The organism is Paenibacillus sp. FSL H7-0350 (genome assembly GCF_038593195.1).
In the GTDB taxonomy this organism is placed as follows: Bacteria; Bacillota; Bacilli; order Paenibacillales; family Paenibacillaceae; genus Paenibacillus_AQ.
Window position 1 is genome coordinate 5,455,157 of record NZ_CP151972.1, and the last position, 17,157, is coordinate 5,472,313.

General features: G+C 53.8%; 12 protein-coding genes and 1 pseudogene. 11 read left to right on the forward strand and 2 right to left on the reverse strand.

Annotated features, from left to right (window positions below):
• The first annotated feature begins 79 nt into the window (after positions 1 to 79).
• From NYE24_RS24855 to NYE24_RS24870, 4 genes are all read left to right on the forward strand, one after another.
• Positions 80 to 772, forward strand: coding sequence for a response regulator transcription factor (locus NYE24_RS24855; protein WP_342476930.1), 693 nt, complete (start codon positions 80 to 82; stop codon positions 770 to 772).
• On the forward strand, positions 769 to 2,136 hold the full coding sequence (locus NYE24_RS24860; protein ID WP_342476931.1) for a HAMP domain-containing sensor histidine kinase: 1,368 nt from the start codon (positions 769 to 771) through the stop codon (positions 2,134 to 2,136). The genes NYE24_RS24855 and NYE24_RS24860 overlap by 4 nt, the downstream gene beginning before the upstream one ends.
• On the forward strand, positions 2,133 to 2,735 hold the full coding sequence (locus NYE24_RS24865) for a PepSY domain-containing protein (RefSeq protein ID WP_342476932.1): 603 nt from the start codon (positions 2,133 to 2,135) through the stop codon (positions 2,733 to 2,735). The genes NYE24_RS24860 and NYE24_RS24865 overlap by 4 nt, the downstream gene beginning before the upstream one ends.
• 116 nt (positions 2,736 to 2,851) lie before the next feature.
• Positions 2,852 to 3,412: a PepSY domain-containing protein gene (locus tag NYE24_RS24870; protein ID WP_076161827.1), complete on the forward strand. Its 561-nt coding sequence runs from the start codon at positions 2,852 to 2,854 to the stop codon at positions 3,410 to 3,412.
• 80 nt (positions 3,413 to 3,492) lie between these two features.
• On the opposite strand, the gene NYE24_RS24875 is transcribed toward NYE24_RS24870, so the two are convergent.
• Together NYE24_RS24875 and NYE24_RS24880 are read right to left on the reverse strand one after the other, a co-directional pair.
• The gene (locus tag NYE24_RS24875) at positions 3,493 to 4,257 is read right to left on the reverse strand and encodes a MerR family transcriptional regulator (protein WP_342476933.1); all 765 of its coding nucleotides are present in this window, start codon (positions 4,255 to 4,257) and stop codon (positions 3,493 to 3,495) included.
• A gap of 242 nt (positions 4,258 to 4,499) precedes the next feature.
• Complete coding sequence (locus NYE24_RS24880) at positions 4,500 to 5,252, reverse strand: 3'-5' exonuclease (RefSeq protein ID WP_036701978.1); 753 nt, start codon at positions 5,250 to 5,252, stop codon at positions 4,500 to 4,502.
• A gap of 202 nt (positions 5,253 to 5,454) precedes the next feature.
• Here NYE24_RS24880 and NYE24_RS24885 point away from each other — a divergent pair, with 202 nt between their 5' ends.
• From NYE24_RS24885 to NYE24_RS24915, 7 genes and pseudogenes are all read left to right on the forward strand, one after another.
• Positions 5,455 to 6,087: a hypothetical protein gene (locus NYE24_RS24885; protein ID WP_051494101.1), complete on the forward strand. Its 633-nt coding sequence runs from the start codon at positions 5,455 to 5,457 to the stop codon at positions 6,085 to 6,087.
• Between the two features lie 67 nt (positions 6,088 to 6,154).
• On the forward strand, positions 6,155 to 6,574 hold the full coding sequence (locus NYE24_RS24890) for a hypothetical protein (RefSeq protein WP_342476934.1): 420 nt from the start codon (positions 6,155 to 6,157) through the stop codon (positions 6,572 to 6,574).
• A gap of 13 nt (positions 6,575 to 6,587) precedes the next feature.
• Positions 6,588 to 11,573, forward strand: a complete 4,986-nt coding sequence (locus NYE24_RS24895; protein WP_342476935.1) for a DUF4132 domain-containing protein — start codon at positions 6,588 to 6,590, stop codon at positions 11,571 to 11,573.
• Between the two features lie 569 nt (positions 11,574 to 12,142).
• A pseudogene (locus NYE24_RS24900) lies at positions 12,143 to 12,350 on the forward strand (helix-turn-helix transcriptional regulator); the annotation flags it as partial.
• Positions 12,351 to 12,715: 365 nt separating this feature from the next.
• Positions 12,716 to 14,827 (forward strand): LuxR C-terminal-related transcriptional regulator, encoded by a 2,112-nt coding sequence (locus tag NYE24_RS24905; protein WP_342476936.1) that lies wholly within the window; start codon positions 12,716 to 12,718, stop codon positions 14,825 to 14,827.
• A gap of 287 nt (positions 14,828 to 15,114) precedes the next feature.
• A complete protein-coding gene (locus tag NYE24_RS24910) occupies positions 15,115 to 16,686 on the forward strand; it encodes a methyl-accepting chemotaxis protein (protein WP_076161815.1) in 1,572 nt (523 codons plus the stop codon).
• A gap of 14 nt (positions 16,687 to 16,700) precedes the next feature.
• The gene (locus NYE24_RS24915; protein WP_342476937.1) at positions 16,701 to 17,129 is read left to right on the forward strand and encodes a chemotaxis protein CheW; all 429 of its coding nucleotides are present in this window, start codon (positions 16,701 to 16,703) and stop codon (positions 17,127 to 17,129) included.
• Positions 17,130 to 17,157 lie beyond the last annotated feature (28 nt).

Genomic DNA, 17,157 nt, shown 5'->3' on the forward strand with positions numbered 1-17,157 from the left:
CAAGTGGCGTGCGGAGTTTGAAACTGTAGCTGTCCATGCCCTACAATGAAGGCAACTAAGTAGAAGGGGCGGAGCGCCGATGACAGAATTGATTCTGGTTGTGGAGGACGAGGTGAGAATTGCCCGTCTGCTGCAGATTGAGCTGGAATGCGAGGGATACCGTGTGTCTATTGCCGGTAGCGGCCATCAGGGGCTGGAGATGTACCAGGAGCAGCAGCCGGATTTGCTATTGCTGGATGTGATGCTGCCTGGATTCAGCGGCATAGAGCTGCTGCGGCGGATCCGGTCGGGCGATCCCGATACACCTGTTCTGCTGCTTACAGCCAAAAGCTCTGTGGAGGATAAAGTGTCAGGCCTGGACCTTGGGGCCAATGATTATATTACGAAGCCGTTTCAAATTGAGGAGCTGCTGGCGCGTGTCCGTGCTGCGCTGCGGCTGGCCTCGGGGCAGAGGAGAGACGAAGCCGTCAACCTGCTGCTGGCAGCTGATCTGGAGCTGAACGAAGCTACGCGGGAGGTGAAGCGGGCAGGCCGGAGCATCGAGCTGACTCCCCGGGAGTTTGACCTGCTGGTCTACCTGCTGAAGAATAAGCGCCAGGTGCTGAACAGGGAACAGATCATGGCTGCCGTCTGGGGGTATGATTATTACGGCGATACGAATATTGTGGATGTCTATGTCCGCTATGTCCGCAAAAAAATTACGCTGGACCACGAGCCTGAATTGATTCATACCGTGCGGGGCGTTGGTTATGTGCTGAAGGATACCCCATGAAGCTGCGGAGCACCATTCATCTGTATTCCAGCGTGCTGTTCGCTGTGCTGCTTATCCTCATGAATCTGTTCATTTACGCCGTGTTCAGCCGGATGTCATTAGACAGCCAGCTTGGGCAGGCAACTGCCGAGACGGCCAGAATCGCTGCCGCGATGAGAAAAGCGGGAGACGGGGTAACGGCACCGGAGCTGCTCCGGGCTTATGTACCGGTGGAGGGAATGCTGCGGCTGCTTAGTGCAGACGGAAGCGGACCGGCACCGGTTACCTCAACCTCCGGGCAGGAGATCAGCCGGATGAAGCCGGTCTACTATTCCGCGAAGCAGGTGGAGCGGGTCCGGGTGGACGGACGCTTGTATGCGTTCGTGAGCGTTCCGGTCATCTGGACAGACGGGAACGTCCTGAATCTCCAGATGACCAAAAGCCTGGAGAGCACGATGGATACGTTGCGGGTGCTGCGGATGGTCCTTGCCGGGGCTACGCTTGCGGCGCTGCTTCCGCTGCTGCTCTCCAGCCGCCTGTTGTCGGGCCTGATTATGCGGCCCATCGTCCAAATGACGGCAACCATGCGGGAGATTCAGCGCAGCGGGAAATTCCGCAGGCTTCCGCTGGAAGCACACTCGAAGGATGAGCTGATAGAGATGGGGCATACCTTCAACGAAATGATAGGCCTCTTGGAGAGCAATTATGTGAAGCAGGAGAAATTCGTGTCGGATGCCTCCCATGAGCTGCGGACACCGCTGACGGTTATTGAGAGCTATGCCAGTCTGCTGAAGCGCAGAGGGCGGGATCACCCGGAGCTGTTCGAGGAATCGGTTGAGGCCATCCATTCCGAAGCTGTGCGGATGAAGGAAATGACGGAGCAGCTGCTGCTGCTGGCGAAGCACCCGGAGCAGTGGGAGCTGGAGCTGAAGGTGATGGATCTGGAGGAGCTGGTGCGTTCTTCGGCGAAGGCTTTTCATAATGCGTACGGGAGAGAGGTCATGGTTCAGGTCGAAGGGCTGGCTGAGGGCTACAGCGATGAAGCTAAGCTCCGGCAGCTGCTATTCATCTTCCTGGATAATGCCCGTAAATACAGCGATGAGCAGATAACTGTGCGTATTGAAGCTGCCGGGCAGGAACGGATGATTGTGATTACCGACCGCGGCATTGGAATTCCGCTGGAGGAGCTGCCGAAGATATTCGACCGTTTCTATAGAGTGGATGAGGCGAGAACCCGTGAGAACGGAGGGGCAGGCCTGGGGCTGTCACTTGCCGCAGAGATCGCGGGAGCGATTGGAGCGGAGCTGTCTATGGAGAGTACGGTAGGACTGGGAACCTCGGTGACGATCCGCATGACTGCGGACCCCAGGGGAGGTGGACAATGAAGCAGAAACCAACGAACAAGAGCAAGATGTACAAGGCAGTTATAGGTATGGTTGTCTTCCTGTTGCTGTCTGTGGTTGCCTTCTGGATATTTGGCAAGGATTCGGAGCCGCTGTTATCCAGAGATCAGGCTACGCTGGCTGTGCTGAGCGAATATCCCGGTAAGGTAGACAGTCTGAAGCTGCAAGCTGGAGCTTATGTAGCAGAGCTTCAGACGGAGCAAGGACGGTATGAGCTGAAGCTGGACGGAGTGACCGGCGAGATTCTCTCCATCGTGCTGCTGAAGCGCACGGACGAACCGGCGGTGCAGCCTACGTCTGCCGCTACTCCAGCTCCATCTGGCGGAGCTGACGCGACCCCGTCACCAGCACCTACCCCGGCAGCGCAGAGCGTAGTCTCCGAAGAGGAGGCTGTCAGGCTGGCTATGCTTGAGGTACCGGGGGAGCTGGACGATGTGGATACGGGAATCGATGCGGCGGGCGCTTATTATCTGGTGGAGATTCATACTTCAGACGGACGGGAGGCCGTAGTCCAGGTGAATGCAATCTCGGGCCATATTATGTCTGTGACCTGGGAAGAGCCGGATGGGGACGATTCCTAGTGTTCTGTTTATTTGTTTTCTCAGCGAATTCTAATGTTGCTCCCGCTGTTCTCTCAGATTGTAGCGTTATAGTTACTACATGAAGCAGCGAAGAAAGAACTTAGGAGGCGTTAACATTGAAGACAAAGATATGGAGCAGTATCACGGCGGCAGCACTTATTCTCGGCGGCGCTTATGGTATAGGCGAGCTGAAGGGCAGTACAGCAGATGCAGCCGCAGCAGTGAAGAGTCAGGGCCAAACGTTGATCAGTGTAAGCCGAGCTGAGCAGATTGCCTTGAAGGCAGCTCCGGGACAGGTGGAGAGCATTGATCTAGAGAAGAAGGCCGGCGGCACGTATTACGATATCGAAATTCAGCAGACCAAGCAGGAGATAGATGTCCGGGTAGATGCGTATTCGGGAAAAGTAATCAGCGTGCGCAAGGATGCAGACGATGATGACTCTCATAAGGCAGCTCCGGCCTCAGGCGGGAAGCTGATTACCGCAGGCAAGGCGGCTGAGGTGGCTCAAGCTGCTGTGAAGGGGACGGTCACTGAGATTGATCTGGACCGGGATCACGGGGGCGCTGTCTACGAGGTTGAAATCAGGAACGGCCAGGTCAAGACAGAAGTAGGTGTCGATGCGTATACTGCCAAGGTTGTGTACACCGATACCGATTCTGACGAGGATGATGATTGAGTCAGAAGAGCGTTTCAGCAGAAGAAAAGAGAGGCAGCCGTTCAATCCGGCTGCCTCTTTGCTATGCCAAACGATTACGTCTACTGCTTCGCTCCCGTATACACGTGGACAGCATCCCGCAGGAACGCGGCCATGCCCGGACGGCGCTGGCCGTAATAAGCCGTGAAGCGCTCATCATCGACATACATCTGGGCAACGCCGGCGTGGGCTTCTTTGGTGTACGTATCCCAATAGAAGCTGAGCCACTGGCGGTGCAGGTCAGCGGCCTTCTGAGCCAGCTCGCTGGCCGAATCCCCTTCCTCCATCGCTTGCTCCAGTGACGCGAACATGTCAGCCTCTAACTGCTGAAGGGCAGTATACTGCTCCTCGGTCATATGGCTGAGCTTGCGGTTGGACTTCTCTACGGCTTCTTCGCCGTATTTCTCCCGGACCTCCTGCCCGTATTTCTGCTCGTTATCTTCAATCAGCTTCTGCTTGAAGCCTGCGAATTTCTCCTGATTACTCATCATACTTCTCCCTTCTGTGTGTGCAATGGTCTGCTCGACGTTCGCGATGAGCCGGTCCAGCTGTTGTCTCCGCTGAAGCAGCTGGTCATGGTGCTCACGCAGGGCGCGGGCGCCGTCGAAGGAGGGCGAATGGATAATATCTCTGATCGCCTCCAGGCCTAAGCCCAGCTCCCGGTAGAACAGAATCTGCTGCAGCAGGTCCACCTCGGCCTGGCCGTAGATCCGGTATCCTGAGGAATTGATTCTGGCCGGCTTCAGAATGCCGAATTCATCGTAATACCGCAGGGTCCGTGCACTGATCCCCGCAAGTGTGCCCAGCTTCTGCACGGTGTACTCCATAGTTCTATCTGCCTCCAATCTGTCTTGGCGTATACAGCAGAGAACGGGTTCAAGGCGTTCCCGCCGAGTAAGCGGCCGCTTACAGATCTAACTGTATACTTTGACGTAACGGCAAGGTCAACTCTTATTTGGTAGAATAACCAGACTGCGGGGCGGGTAACCGTCGGTGCTGGAAAAGCAAACAGCGGCAACCGCCCGGGCTTTGCCTCGGGAGATTGCCGCTGCTGCGCGGGCATATGGGGTTATTTCTTGCCAAGCTGGGCGGCGAAATACGCCTTAAGCTCTGCCAGCTTCCGGGGGTCCGCCAGGGCATCCTCCGCGGGGAAGTAATGCTCGGCAACCAGCTCCCAGGTGGGGACGATTTTCTGGGCGGTCATCGCTTTGATGGCGATCTTAACCGTCTTGCGCTCTCTGGCGTTCGAGAAGGTATCGACATAATGCTGTGACCGCGCAAAGTCCAGCTCGCTGAAGACTGCGCGGAAGATCTCCGCCGTCATCTTAGCATCGTCAAGCGCGCGGTGGGCGGAGCCGGAAGGCTCCAGGCCGAAGAGGGCCATAGCTCCTTCGACGCTGATGTCGTTACTGAGGCCGCGGGCGCGCAGGACGCCCTTGAGCAGATCGAAGTAGGTGGCCTCCATCCAGTAGGCATCATCCATCTTGTGCATCCGCACATCCTGGATAATCCGTTTCATATCCTCGCCGCCCCAGGTTAAGAGCAGCACGCCGTCAGTACTCTGGTCAAGCCACGCTCTGAAGGCGGTAATAACCTTCGGGAACCGGCTGGCGACGTCGATATCCTCCTGGGGGATGCCGGTTTTTTTCTTAATGAATGAATTCAGGGTGGAGAAGTATATGGGTCTGATTAAGGCTGAGAATTCATCCTTAACCTGCAATGAAGCGTCTAACCGGACCGCTCCGATCTCAATGACCTCCATGGGATGCTCGCTGGCAAATTTGCGGCCGTTGAATTCGATGTCCAGAATAATATAATCCACAGGTAATGCCTCCGTTTCAGTGACTGGCGCCAAGATTGCACGAAAATGCGCCGACCCTTCTATTTTAGCAAAAAAAGAGGCTGCATGGGAAATAAGGAAGAGTGGGAAGCAAAGGTTAGTAATAGGAAGATGTCGAATAGGTCAGGAGAAAAACTAACGGGGCAGTGAACTTAAGGCTTTGACCAGTTACCGGGAGGAACCAATGTTGGATCTGAACAGGGAAATCTATTGGATTGGCGGTTCGGCTTGTGCGGGAAAGAGTACACTTGCCAAGCGGTTTGCAGAGGAGAATGGTTTTGCGCTCTATGCCTGTGACGAACATGTCGGGATGCATTTGCAGCATATTACAGAGAAGGCTCAGCCTGTAATGTACAGGGTGTCGCGGATGGCGATGAATGAAGTGTTTTTCACCAGGAAGATTGCGGAACAGTTGAAAACTTATATTGAATATTTGCGGGAGGATTTCTTGTATGTACTGAGCGATGTGGCGGGTGGGGGAAGCGATCCGGTTGTTGTAGAAGGAAATCAGTTATTACCAGATCTGATAGAACCTCTCCTGAGGCAAAAAGAAAGAGCAATCTGGATGATTCCGTCAGAACAATTTCAGCGTAATCAATACAGCAGGCGGGAATGGATTCAAGGCATCTTACAAGCTACAGAGAATCCTGAGCGTTCTTTTGAAAATTGGATGAGGAGAGACGCGTTGTTTGCTGATAAGGTTAAACGGGAAGCGAAGGATCGGAAGCTGAAGGTGCTGGAGGTGGATGGAAGCCAGACCCTGGAGCAGAATTATAATGTTCTTTCCGGTTGGTTAGGGTGTGACATTTATCTCTAAATTGGGTAATGAACTAGATAATCTGTCGAATAGAACTATTGAGCTATTGAGGTAAGGAGGGAAGGCCATGAAGCTGTATGTAACCGTCAAAAGCCTGGGCAAACGCAGGCCGGTGCTGGAGCGCAGGGAGCTGCTGCTTGCGGCCCGTCCGCAGACGCTTCGCGCGCTGATCGCGGAGATAGTTGCCGGGCAGGTGCAGGCAATGCTGGAACGGCAGGAGCGGGGAGATCTAATCCCTTACCTGACCGCAAATGAGATTGCGGAGCAAGGCGATAATGGCAAGGTCGGGTTCGGCACGGTGTACGGCGAGGCAAAGCCTGAGCTGGAGAAGGCGACGGCTGCGGCACTGCTTGCCTACGAAGACGGATTGTACAAGGTGTTCGTGCAGGAAGAGGAATGTACTGCGCTGGATGAGCCGCTGAGGCTCGAAGAGGGCGATGAGCTGACGCTGATCCGGTTCACGATGCTGGCCGGAAGATTATGGTGAGGGAGATGACAGGATGAAGATCGGAAATGAAGAGTGGGAGACTCAGTGGTACGCGGATGTTGAGAACAAAGCCAAGGGGCTGAAGGGGGAAGGCGCGGAACTGGCAGGCCTGCTCGCGGAGTTCAGCAAGAACCGCTACCTTCATGAAGGGGAAGATTCGCTGGACCGCTTCCTTGTTATCATGGATGATCGCGCTGCGGCGGCTCAGGCTGATTTTACCGGATACTGGGGGCCACTGATTGGGGTCATGCAGCAGCTGTACAGCGCACATACTGTTGATCTTACAAGGTACATAGTTAATCATGCAGTGGAGTACCCTTATTCCATAGGGTATCTGCGCCGGCCGTTCCGGACCCGGGAGGTTCAGGCGCACCGGATGCAGATCCTCCGCAAAATCAATGCTCTGATCTATATGGAGCTGATTGAATTCTCGCTGCCGGAGTATCTGCAGGGGAATCATGAAAAGGATTACAGTACATCCTACCGTGTGGATATTGCCGTTCCCGATGTAATAGCCTATGAGCTGGACCGCAGCGGCAGCGGAATGGAGAAGCTGCTTAAGGATGCGGTGTACGGGGACAACCAGGGGGCAATGCTCAGCCGCAATATGATAAAAGGTGCATTCCTCAGCCATAACCAGGCTGCTGTTCAGATGATTGGCGAGCTGCTGCTCGCTGCCCGGCTGCAGGAGGGACTGCGGCAGTCCATTATGGAGACAATGGATGAGGGAACAATAGAGAACAATCTCTATATGCTTAAGGTGATTCTGGATAATGATCTCGTGCGCTACAGCTCGGTTGTGCGTGCCCTGGGCGTATGGACGGGCATGGGATTGGAAGCCCAGAACCAGCGGGTGGCGAAGCAGTTGATTGAAGGAGCTTATCAGGTGCTGACAGATGAAGCGCTGCGTGAGGAATGGCTGACCAGCGAGAATGCCAACCATGTCTACCTGAGCTTGTGGGCGACGGCAGTCTATGCGGAGAATGAGCTGATTGGCAAGGTGGATATCCTGATGGAACAGGGCCAGTCCTACCAGAAAATCGTAGCCCAGTATGTACTCTCGGGCAGCCAGAACCGGGAGGTGCGCCTGAGCAGCGCCCGGAAGTATCTGAGCGAGCAAGAGCCGGAGCTGCTGTACTGGATTCTGACGAACTATAATTATGAGTATAACCGGATGTGGAGAGGGCCGAAGGATAATGGGCCGAAGATCGAGGTCGTAACCAGCCCGCAGCTTGAGGATAAAAGCGAGCGGCAGCGCGACTTCGGTCTGCTGAAGCACATCTTCCTGAACCCGGACAGCCGGGAGCTGACCGGCACCTCCAAGGTGCTGGATTTCCTGCAGGTCAGCTACACCCGTGATCTGCCGGTCCAGAAGATGCTCTATCTGATCTCCTATGATATGGACCCGGCCTGGGTCAATGAATTGCTGGCGCTGAAGGACAAGCTCAGCACGGACATACGGGGGGAGCTGCTGAATTACTTCGTGCAGCATACGGAGGATACCGTACAGCGCGAATTCATCTTCGCCAGCCTCTCTGACAAGAGCATAAAGAACCGGGAACTGGCGCTGGACCTGGCGCAGGAGCTGACGCTGGCAGAGGATGAGCTGCTGATGGCCGAAGGGCTGCTGAAGCTCAAGACGGGTACGCTTCGGCAGAGCGTGACCCGGATGCTGCTGAATCAGCCGGATGAAGCGCTGAATGACTCCGTCCGCAGACTGGTGCAGGGCAAGAATGCCCTGCAGCGGCAGGCGGGACTGGAGATTATGACGGTGCTGTTCCAGGATGAGGAGCGTCAGGTACTCTTTGAAGCGGTACGTCCGCTGGCGGAGGCGCTGGAGAAGCCTTCCGACCAGGAGCGCGAGCTGATCGCCAGGCTGAGCCGGAAGAACGAGTACACGAAGGCGAACGGCTTCGGCATGTTCGATCCCAAGCAGTCTGAGAAGTGGCTGACGCAGGGGCCGGTGCTTGACGGGTTCGCCTGGGATCAGGTGTTCAAGCTGTCCTTGGAGCAGATCAATACGTTCCTTAAGGGACTGGACAACACGATCCACAAGCACCGCGATGTGGAGTATGAAGTTGAATACTACAGCGGATACAAGGATACGCTGCTGATCGGGACCAACCTCAGACCGCTGCAGGGGTACTTAATTAACGATGAGGAGACCGTCAAATCCGCCCTTGAGCAGTACCCGCTGCATGAGGTATGGGCTGAATATTGGGATAAGAGCGGCTGGAGCGCCCGGGATCTGATAGAGCTGAACTTCTATATCAGCCTGGAGGAGCTGGATGAGACCCTGGAGAACTATGACGGCTACGATACCTTAGGGATCGATGATAACGAACTCAGCAAGCAGAAGCTGCTGTCCGGCTGGCGTAAGGAGTTCGCAGCTAAGATCTACCCGCTGGAGCAGACCGAGGCTGTGATGAAGCTGGTGGACAAGCTGAAGTACAGATGGCAGGTGGAGTCGCTGCTGGATGCGTTCCGCGCGGACCATAAGAGCCCTGAGGGCTTCCGTCTTGCCGATGGTGCGGTGAATGCGCTGCTGGCCGCGTTCCCGGAGGAGAAGCTTGCCGTTGACTGGCCTTTCCTGTCTGTGTTGGCAGATCCGTGGATCGATATGGTGCAGAAGCTGTGGGACGGAACAGAGGAGTTCAAGGAGATGTTCCGTACCTGCTACAGATTCGAGGGCATCAGCGGGGACGGAGAACGGTCCAGCATTATCGGGCTGAAGCATTATGTCCAGGCCTTCAACGATGGAATCATTGGCGAAGAGACGCTGCTTAAGGAACTGCTGCTGAGTACGGATGCACGCAACCATATGAGCTGGATCAGCTCGCGCAGGTACGATTGGATTGAAGACAGTCCGCAGATGGTTGCGCTGCGTGCACGGATTATTGACCGTCTGCTGGCCATTGAGCTGGGGCGCGGCGATCTGCCGACCGAGGTGACCGGCATGACGATGGGGCTGCAACGGATCGAGGGGCTGGAGTACTGTATCCGCATCCTGTCCGGGCTGAATAAGGATACCTTCGTGCGCGGCTACGTGTACGGGTACGGCAACAATATTACGAAGAAGGAATCCTTCAGCCATCTGCTTAAGGTATGTTATCCGCGCGAGGGCGATAATGCGGAGCGGCTGAAGGCCTTGCTGCAGGAATACAAGCTCACTGATCAAAAGCTGCTGGAAGCCGCTATGTACGCCCCGCAGTGGATCGAGATTATTGCCGAGTACCTTGGCTGGGAAGGGCTGCGCAGTGCCGCCTGGTACTTCCATGCCCACATTAACGAGAGCTTCTCGGCCGAAAAGGAGACGGTGGTGGCGCATTACTCGCCGATCACGCCGCAGGAGTTCAACGACGGCGCCTTCGATGTGAACTGGTTCCAGTCAGCCTATAAGGAGATTGGACAAGAGCGGTTCGAGCTGCTCTATGACTGTGCGAAGTATATCTCCGCCGGTGCGAACCACCGCCGTTCCCAGCTGTTCGCCGACGCCACGCTCGGCAAGCTGAACCTGGAAGAGATGAAGCAGTCTGTAGAGCAGAAGCGGGGCAAGGATCATCTGCTCAGCTATAGCCTGATTCCGCTGGGAGAAGACCGCGAACAGGATATCCGCATGCGTTATGAGTTCATCCAGCGCTTCCTGGCCGAGAGTAAGAAATTCGGCGCACAGCGCCGTGCCAGCGAAGGCCAGGCTGCCCAGATTGCCCTGGGCAACCTGGCTCGCAATGCCGGATATGCCGATGTCACCCGCCTGATCTGGGATATGGAGGCGCGCAAGCTGGACGATTATGCTGCGTACTTCGAGCCTTATGAGCTGGACGAAGAGACCTTCGTCTCGCTTAGTATCAATGAAGAAGGGCAAAGCGATTATGTAGTCACCAGCAAGGGAAAGGCGCTGAAGTCGGTACCTGCACGCTTCAAGAAGCATGAGTGGATCGAGGCGTTGAAGGAGGCCAAGAGTGAGCTAACCGGACAATTCCGGCGCGCCCGGGCCGAGCTGGAGCGGTCGATGGAGTCCGGCAGCAGCTTCACACCGGCAGAGGTTGCCGGGCTGAGCCGGAACCCGGTGCTGGCTCCGCTGATTAGCAAGCTGGTGCTGATGAGCGGCGATGCTCTGGGGTATTACGATGCGGATCAGGGGGCACTGGTCAGTCCTGCGGGCGAATCTACGGCACTGAGCGGGGAGACGGCGCTGCGGATTGCCCATCCGCTGGATCTATACCGCAGTGGACAATGGAGCCTGTATCAGAAGGATCTGTTCGACCGTCAGCTCCGCCAGCCGTTCAAGCAGGTCTTCCGCGAGCTGTATCTGCCGAATGAGGATGAACTGGCCCATGGCGTGTTGTCCCGCCGTTATGCGGGCCATCAGGTGCAGCCGAGCAAGACGGTCGCCCTCCTGAAGGGGCGGCAGTGGACGGTCAGCTATGAGGAAGGGCTGCAGAAGGTGTTCTATGCCGAGAACCTGATCGTCCGGCTCTATGCCATGGCGGACTGGTTCTCGCCGGCGGACACTGAGGCGCCGACACTGGAGACGGTGCAGTTCTTCGACCGGAAGACGTACAAGGGCGTGCCGCTGGATCAGGTGCCGCCCATGTTGTTCTCGGAGGTTATGCGGGATGTGGATCTTGTCGTCAGCGTGGCCCATGTCGGCGGCGTCGATCCGGAAGCGAGCCTGACGACTGTAGAGATGCGCCGGGTGATCGTCAGCGAGTCGCTGCGTCTGCTGAAGATTGGGAACGTCCGGCTGGATGGCAATTATGCGCGTATAGACGGTACGCTGGGCGAGTATGCAGTGCATCTGGGCAGCGGTCAGGCGTACAAGCAGGCCGCAGGCGCCCTGTCGATTATCCCGGTGCATTCGCAGCACCGGGGCCGGCTGTTCCTGCCGTTCCTGGACGAGGACCCGCGCACAGCGGAGGTACTCTCCAAGGTCGTGCTGCTGGCCGATGATACGAAGATCAAGGACCCGCAGATTCTGGAACAGCTGAGCAGATGAGCTGCTGTGCAGTAAGGGGTAAGGGCTAAGCGTCTGCTTAGTCAGGGGATATATGGCACCGGCGCTCGAACTTGAGCGCCGGTGTTTTTTGGTGCGGGGGAGAGAAGCTGCCTCTTATGGCTGGGCGAAGGCACGTGGGTCAAGAATGTATGCGGAAAACCGAACATAATGGGTGTTGCGATGAAGCATGGGGCCCCCATGCTCCACAGCCAGTAACATTTATAGAAATCCTGCAAGAAGTGCAACAATACTACCTCCATAAAAGCGGTATATACTGAAATCCTGCCAGAAATGCAACAAATTCAGCGCTAACTTGCTCTAAATACCGAAAATTGTACAAATAATGCAACATTACACTTCAGCCAGTAACATTTATGAAGAAATCCTGCAAGATGTGCAACAATGCTGCTCCTTACAAGCGGCAGGTGAGAGAGGCATCAGCATCCTTCAACCGTTAGAGTAGTTTTGTTTGTTTGCATATGACATAAAGCCAACTATATCGATCATTTTAATAGAAATATTTTACATTATGATCAATACATATTACGATTTAAGCAGGAGGGATTTGGATGAAGAAGAAGGGAAGGCTTGTTAACAATATTCATATTCTGCGTGCTGTGAGAAGCGATGGACACAGGACGAGGTTGCAAAGAAATTGGATATAAGCAGAATGACCATCTTCTTCTATTGAAGGGAACCGTTATAGCCCCTCGCTGATTCTTGCTTTTGAAATTGCCCGATTATTTGATAAGGTAAATTGCAGAAGTGTTCCGCTATGTAACCCATGAGGAAGATAAAGGAGGAGGGATCATGCCTGATTGGCTGATAGTACTGTATTTCACTCTCAAAAGAACAATACCATTTTTGGGTCATTTTAATCATATCCCTAACTTGTATTATACAGTCAAAGAATCAAACTTAACTATGTTTTGGCTTGTCCTGAGCTGTCCCAAATGCCTTGAAATTGGCTTGGGATAGCTCTTTTTTTGTAGGAAAAAGCTGTCATGAATTTTCGCATATGCGCATTTTTTCACTAAGATTCTTGGACTATAATGCTACGTTTGTAGAATAAAAGGGTTTAAAAGCAGGGAATCAGTAAGTCTATGGCGAATTTTTTTGGAGGGGAAAGCGAGGAATAAGAAATGAAGAACAGGCTCCGCCAAAATCTGCAGTCTTTGCAAGACGCATACGCATCCTTATGCGGATTGACAATTATTATTACCGATCAAGCGGACCAACGGATAACAGAACCATCAGGCTTAACCAAGATGGCAGCTCTGTTGTTCGGTTCTCCTTGTGCATCCGCTGAACATGCAATTGCAAACCTGCTGAAAAAGGTCAGAACGATATCGAAAACCATAGTTTATGAAACCCGCTCTGGGCTGAAAATGCTGATTACCTCCATCAGGCTCAGTAAACAAAGGCCCTATTATATTCTAACAGGCGTCTGGGTGGATGGTTGTACGAAGGATCTGATTACCGCGAAGATTCATGAAACCGTTCCCCCCGGGGAATGGGCGGACTGGATTCAGGCGTTGGATAAGGTACCGGTCCTGGATCAGGAGGGCGTGGCCAGGATCATTACTCAATTGGATATGCTGGCTGATACGGTGCAGGCTCTGCTTGAACGGGAGCAGGGGGGAGAATATTCTGCTTACGACCTGCAGCTTTTGAATCTGATCTATCTGCTGGACCCGGCAAGCCCCGAGTGGCTGCAAGGAATACTTGGCATTGTAGTACGTGTTCTTGGAGTAGAATTCGCAGGCTATGCCAGTAATGCTGAAGACGGGGATCAATTCACGGTGGTGGAGACAACCGGATTGCCTAAGAATAACTCCCTGCAGGGGGCTTCTTTTTTTTATGGAGAAGGATTTTTGGGGCAGGTGGGGCTCTCCAAGCAAATGGGGTATTGGAGGAATGCTGACCGTGATCTGCGAATTTCTTTTTTTGCTGCGCATGGGGTAAGGCCGAAGGTGTTAATTTGCTATCCCATCAAATACAAGGACAAGCTCTACGGATTATTGTATGCCGGAGATCCGGCCCGCCCGGAGCTGACGGAGGAGCAGGCGGATATGGGCATGCTGGTGGCCCATCAGCTCGCTGCTTCCATGTATCATATGGAGAGCGAAGCGCTGTATGACCGTCAAAGGAAGAGGCATGATACCTATAAAGAAATTGTCCAAGGGATTCTGGTTACTCAGGATAAGGAGGATTACCTGCAGCTGTTTATCGAGTTTTTCCAGCAGCAGCTAGGCAGTCCGTTCATGTGCTTGTTATTACATACGCCTGAGGAAGCCGGACTGAGGATCTATTCTTCTTCTTCCGCTCCGGGTGAACTGTACACCGTCTACGCAGAGGATGCTGAGCAGATCTATTTCTCTGACGGGATACCGGGGTTCAACCTCCTGAACAAGCCGATCCGGCGGGAATGGAAGAGCTGGCAGCTGGTAGAGCATCCTATGGTATTTGAACAAAGGCTGCTGGGGTTATTCACGGTCCAGTTCAGTGATGAGGGGCAGCGGCGGGAATATGAAACGATTTTTCATATGACCAATGTGCTGCTAGTGACCAAGCTGCTTGCACAGCAGCCTCAGGACACGCCCTCCGGGACTGACTTCATGCGTCTGCTCCAGGATAATCTGCTGATGCAGCAGCCGGTAGTACATAGCAGAGCTGCGGATATCCGAAGGCTTGCACAGGACTTGCTGGGGCCGCTAAATCATTCAGCGGAAGAGATCGAATGGATCGGCCAGGCCGCGCTCCTTGCTCCATATCATATAGGGCTGCTCCGCAAATATTTGGGTGACATCCCGGCGGTATGCATTTTGTGCCATATGCAGTTTTACCTGTCGGATTCTGCCGGGGAAGAGGATGTAGGAGAAAGTTCCCATCTATACTTGGCGAAGGTCTTGCTTGTGCTTACGAAGTACACGGAGCAGGGCGGCAGGCAATGGAAGGAAACACTTCCTATACCCGTACCCGAGCCGCTTATGCGGTCTTTTGAACAACTGATAGCTCCTCCGCCGGTTGCAGCGCAGCAAGAAGGAGGCGAACGTTTTACTACCCGGGAAAAAGATATCCTGGATGGTCTGCTGACCGGCCTTAATAACAAACAAATTGCGGAGAAGCTGTTTATCAGTACGCATACTGTCAAGAATCACATCACCAAAATCTACGAGAAGCTTGGTGTGCATAGCAGATCACAGGCCATCTCGCAAATGTATCAGGCTACAGGCAAAAAAGATTCTCTATAAAAGCAATGATTACGCAGGGTGTAAGCGTACATTGCTTTTTTTGTGCAAATATAAGAATTTATAGGTTTCATGCTATACATTATCCTTCTATTTCTTGCTGAAAAGGTACCGTCCTTTAAAAGGACGGCAAAGCCGTTTCCACTTGATAAAGGAAAGAAGGCCTGTAGAAAACAGGAAGATTATGTCGAAACTTAGGAACCAGTGACGATAGGCGCAGAGGCCATACGTTATACATAATAGTAGAAGCTTTGTAGGCTCGACAAAATACATATTGAGGAGTGCTTCATTTGAAACTAAACATCCGCACCAAATTGTTGGGAGGCTTTCTGGTTATTGTAGCGTTGCTTATATTTATCAGCGGGCTATCGATTATGAAAATGGCGGGCATGAACAATAACTCTTTACAGATGCAGAGCTACAACTTTCCTGCGCTTGTCAATGTTGCCGAGATTCGGACGGAACTGTACAAGCTGCGCGGTGACTTGTTCAAGCTTATCCTCGAAACCGATGATGCGGTGAAGGAGGAGATTCAGGCAGTTATTAAAGCGGATCAGGACAAGATTGCTGACCGCATGAAGGTCTATGGAGAGCTGGCACTGAATGCGGATCAACGGGCTGCGTTAGAGAGCATTAAGCAGAGCGTGGATAACTATAACCAATCCGTACCCAAAGTCCATGAACTGCTGGATAAAGATCAGAATACGCAGGCTTACGGCGTCTTAATCGACGCATTGCCTGATCTGCAGAAGGCTCAGGATACCGCCGATCTGGCCGTCAGTAATGTAATTCAAGGCGCAGATGACCGGATTGACTCCACGGTTGCCAGTTATAATTCCGGAAGACTGATGATCCTGATCATCTCCAGCATTGCGGCAATTGCAGCCATTGTGCTTGGAGTCGTGATCTCGCAGGGCATTGTCGGCCCGGTATCCAAGCTGCTCGCTGCGATGGTCCGCATGGCAGGCGGTGATCTCAGGGAGGAGGTTGCGGTCAAGAACCGGGATGAGTTCGGCCGGCTGGCCGCAGCAGCCAATGAGATGATTGCCAGCCTGCGCAAGCTGATTGGCGGGACTGTCGAAGCGGCACAAAGTGTCGCGGCTTCCTCTGAGGAAATATCGGCAACGACAGAAGAAATTGCCAGCGGCAGCCAATCCCAGGCTCAGGCGGCGCAAAATATCAATCAGCTGGTTCAGGATCTGACCCGGGGCATCGATGAGGTTGCGAAGAATGCCGAGCAGGCATCGGAGCTATCCCTGCTGACACGTCAGGGCGCTGAGGAGGGAAGCACTGCGGTAAGAGAATCCGGCCTCGGCATGAGCAATTTGTCGGAGAAGATGGAGCTGCTTGAGCAGGATTCCCAGAAGATCGGCGAAATTATCGAAGTGATCGATGAGATTGCTGAGCAGACCAATCTGCTGGCGCTCAATGCAGCGATTGAGGCAGCGCGTGCCGGTGAGCAGGGACGGGGGTTTGCCGTTGTCGCCGATGAGGTCCGCAAGCTGGCTGAACGGAGCAGTGAGGCCACCAAACAGATTGCCCTGATCATCAGGGTGATGCAGAAGAACACGGTTCTGAGTGTACAGGCTGTTAGTGACGTATCGGCCCTGTCCGAGCGGACAGAGCGGCTGATCGACGGAATCGTTACCCGTATCAATGAAACTACCCAGCAGATTACAGGTATCGCTGCGGCCTGTGAGGAACAGGCGGCGCAGACGAACGAGGTGCTGCTCTCGATTGAGTCTATAGCGGCCGGAAGTCAGGAATCCGCAGCAGCAGCAGAAGAGACAGCCTCCTCTTCACAAATGCTTGCCTCCTTGGCGGATGAACTGAATAGCTCTGTCTCGGTGTTCAGATTGTAGAGGGGGGAGTAGTTATGCTGGCTGCGCGAACGGAGCAGTACATCATATTCCGGCTGGTACAGGAGAAGCTGGCCATCGATATCCGGGAGATTAACGAGATTATCAAGATGGAGCCTGTCACATCTGTGCCTAACAGCAAGTCTTTTATTAAGGGCGTTATTAATTTACGCGGTAAAATTATACCGGTGATCAGTCTGTGCAGGCGGTTTGGACTTGCAGAATCTCCACCGGATACCCGCTCTAGGATCATTGTGGTGCATTATCGGCAGGAGGCCATAGGCATTATGGTGGATTCCGTAGAGAAGGTGGCTTCCTTCCAGCAGGTGGAGCCTCCTCCGGAAGCTCATGAAATGCAGGGAGTGCAGTACATGGACGGAATCGGAAAATGTCCTGAGGAGCTGATCAGCATTCTGAACATTGGGCGTCTGCTAAGTGAAGGGTGAAGGCTAATGCATGAAGGAGGAGAGGAGA

What these genes read in the sequence shown, in the direction of transcription:
- NYE24_RS24855 (WP_342476930.1), top strand. Translation starts at nt 80, where the DNA reads ATGACAGAATTGATTCTGGTTGTGGAGGACGAGGTGAGAATTGCCCGT.
- NYE24_RS24860 (WP_342476931.1), top strand. Translation starts at nt 769, where the DNA reads ATGAAGCTGCGGAGCACCATTCATCTGTATTCCAGCGTGCTGTTCGCT.
- NYE24_RS24865 (WP_342476932.1), top strand. Translation starts at nt 2,133, where the DNA reads ATGAAGCAGAAACCAACGAACAAGAGCAAGATGTACAAGGCAGTTATA.
- NYE24_RS24875 (WP_342476933.1), bottom strand. Translation starts at nt 4,257, where the DNA reads ATGGAGTACACCGTGCAGAAGCTGGGCACACTTGCGGGGATCAGTGCA.
- NYE24_RS24885 (WP_051494101.1), top strand. Translation starts at nt 5,455, where the DNA reads ATGTTGGATCTGAACAGGGAAATCTATTGGATTGGCGGTTCGGCTTGT.
- NYE24_RS24890 (WP_342476934.1), top strand. Translation starts at nt 6,155, where the DNA reads ATGAAGCTGTATGTAACCGTCAAAAGCCTGGGCAAACGCAGGCCGGTG.
- NYE24_RS24895 (WP_342476935.1), top strand. Translation starts at nt 6,588, where the DNA reads ATGAAGATCGGAAATGAAGAGTGGGAGACTCAGTGGTACGCGGATGTT.
- NYE24_RS24905 (WP_342476936.1), top strand. Translation starts at nt 12,716, where the DNA reads ATGAAGAACAGGCTCCGCCAAAATCTGCAGTCTTTGCAAGACGCATAC.
- NYE24_RS24915 (WP_342476937.1), top strand. Translation starts at nt 16,701, where the DNA reads ATGCTGGCTGCGCGAACGGAGCAGTACATCATATTCCGGCTGGTACAG.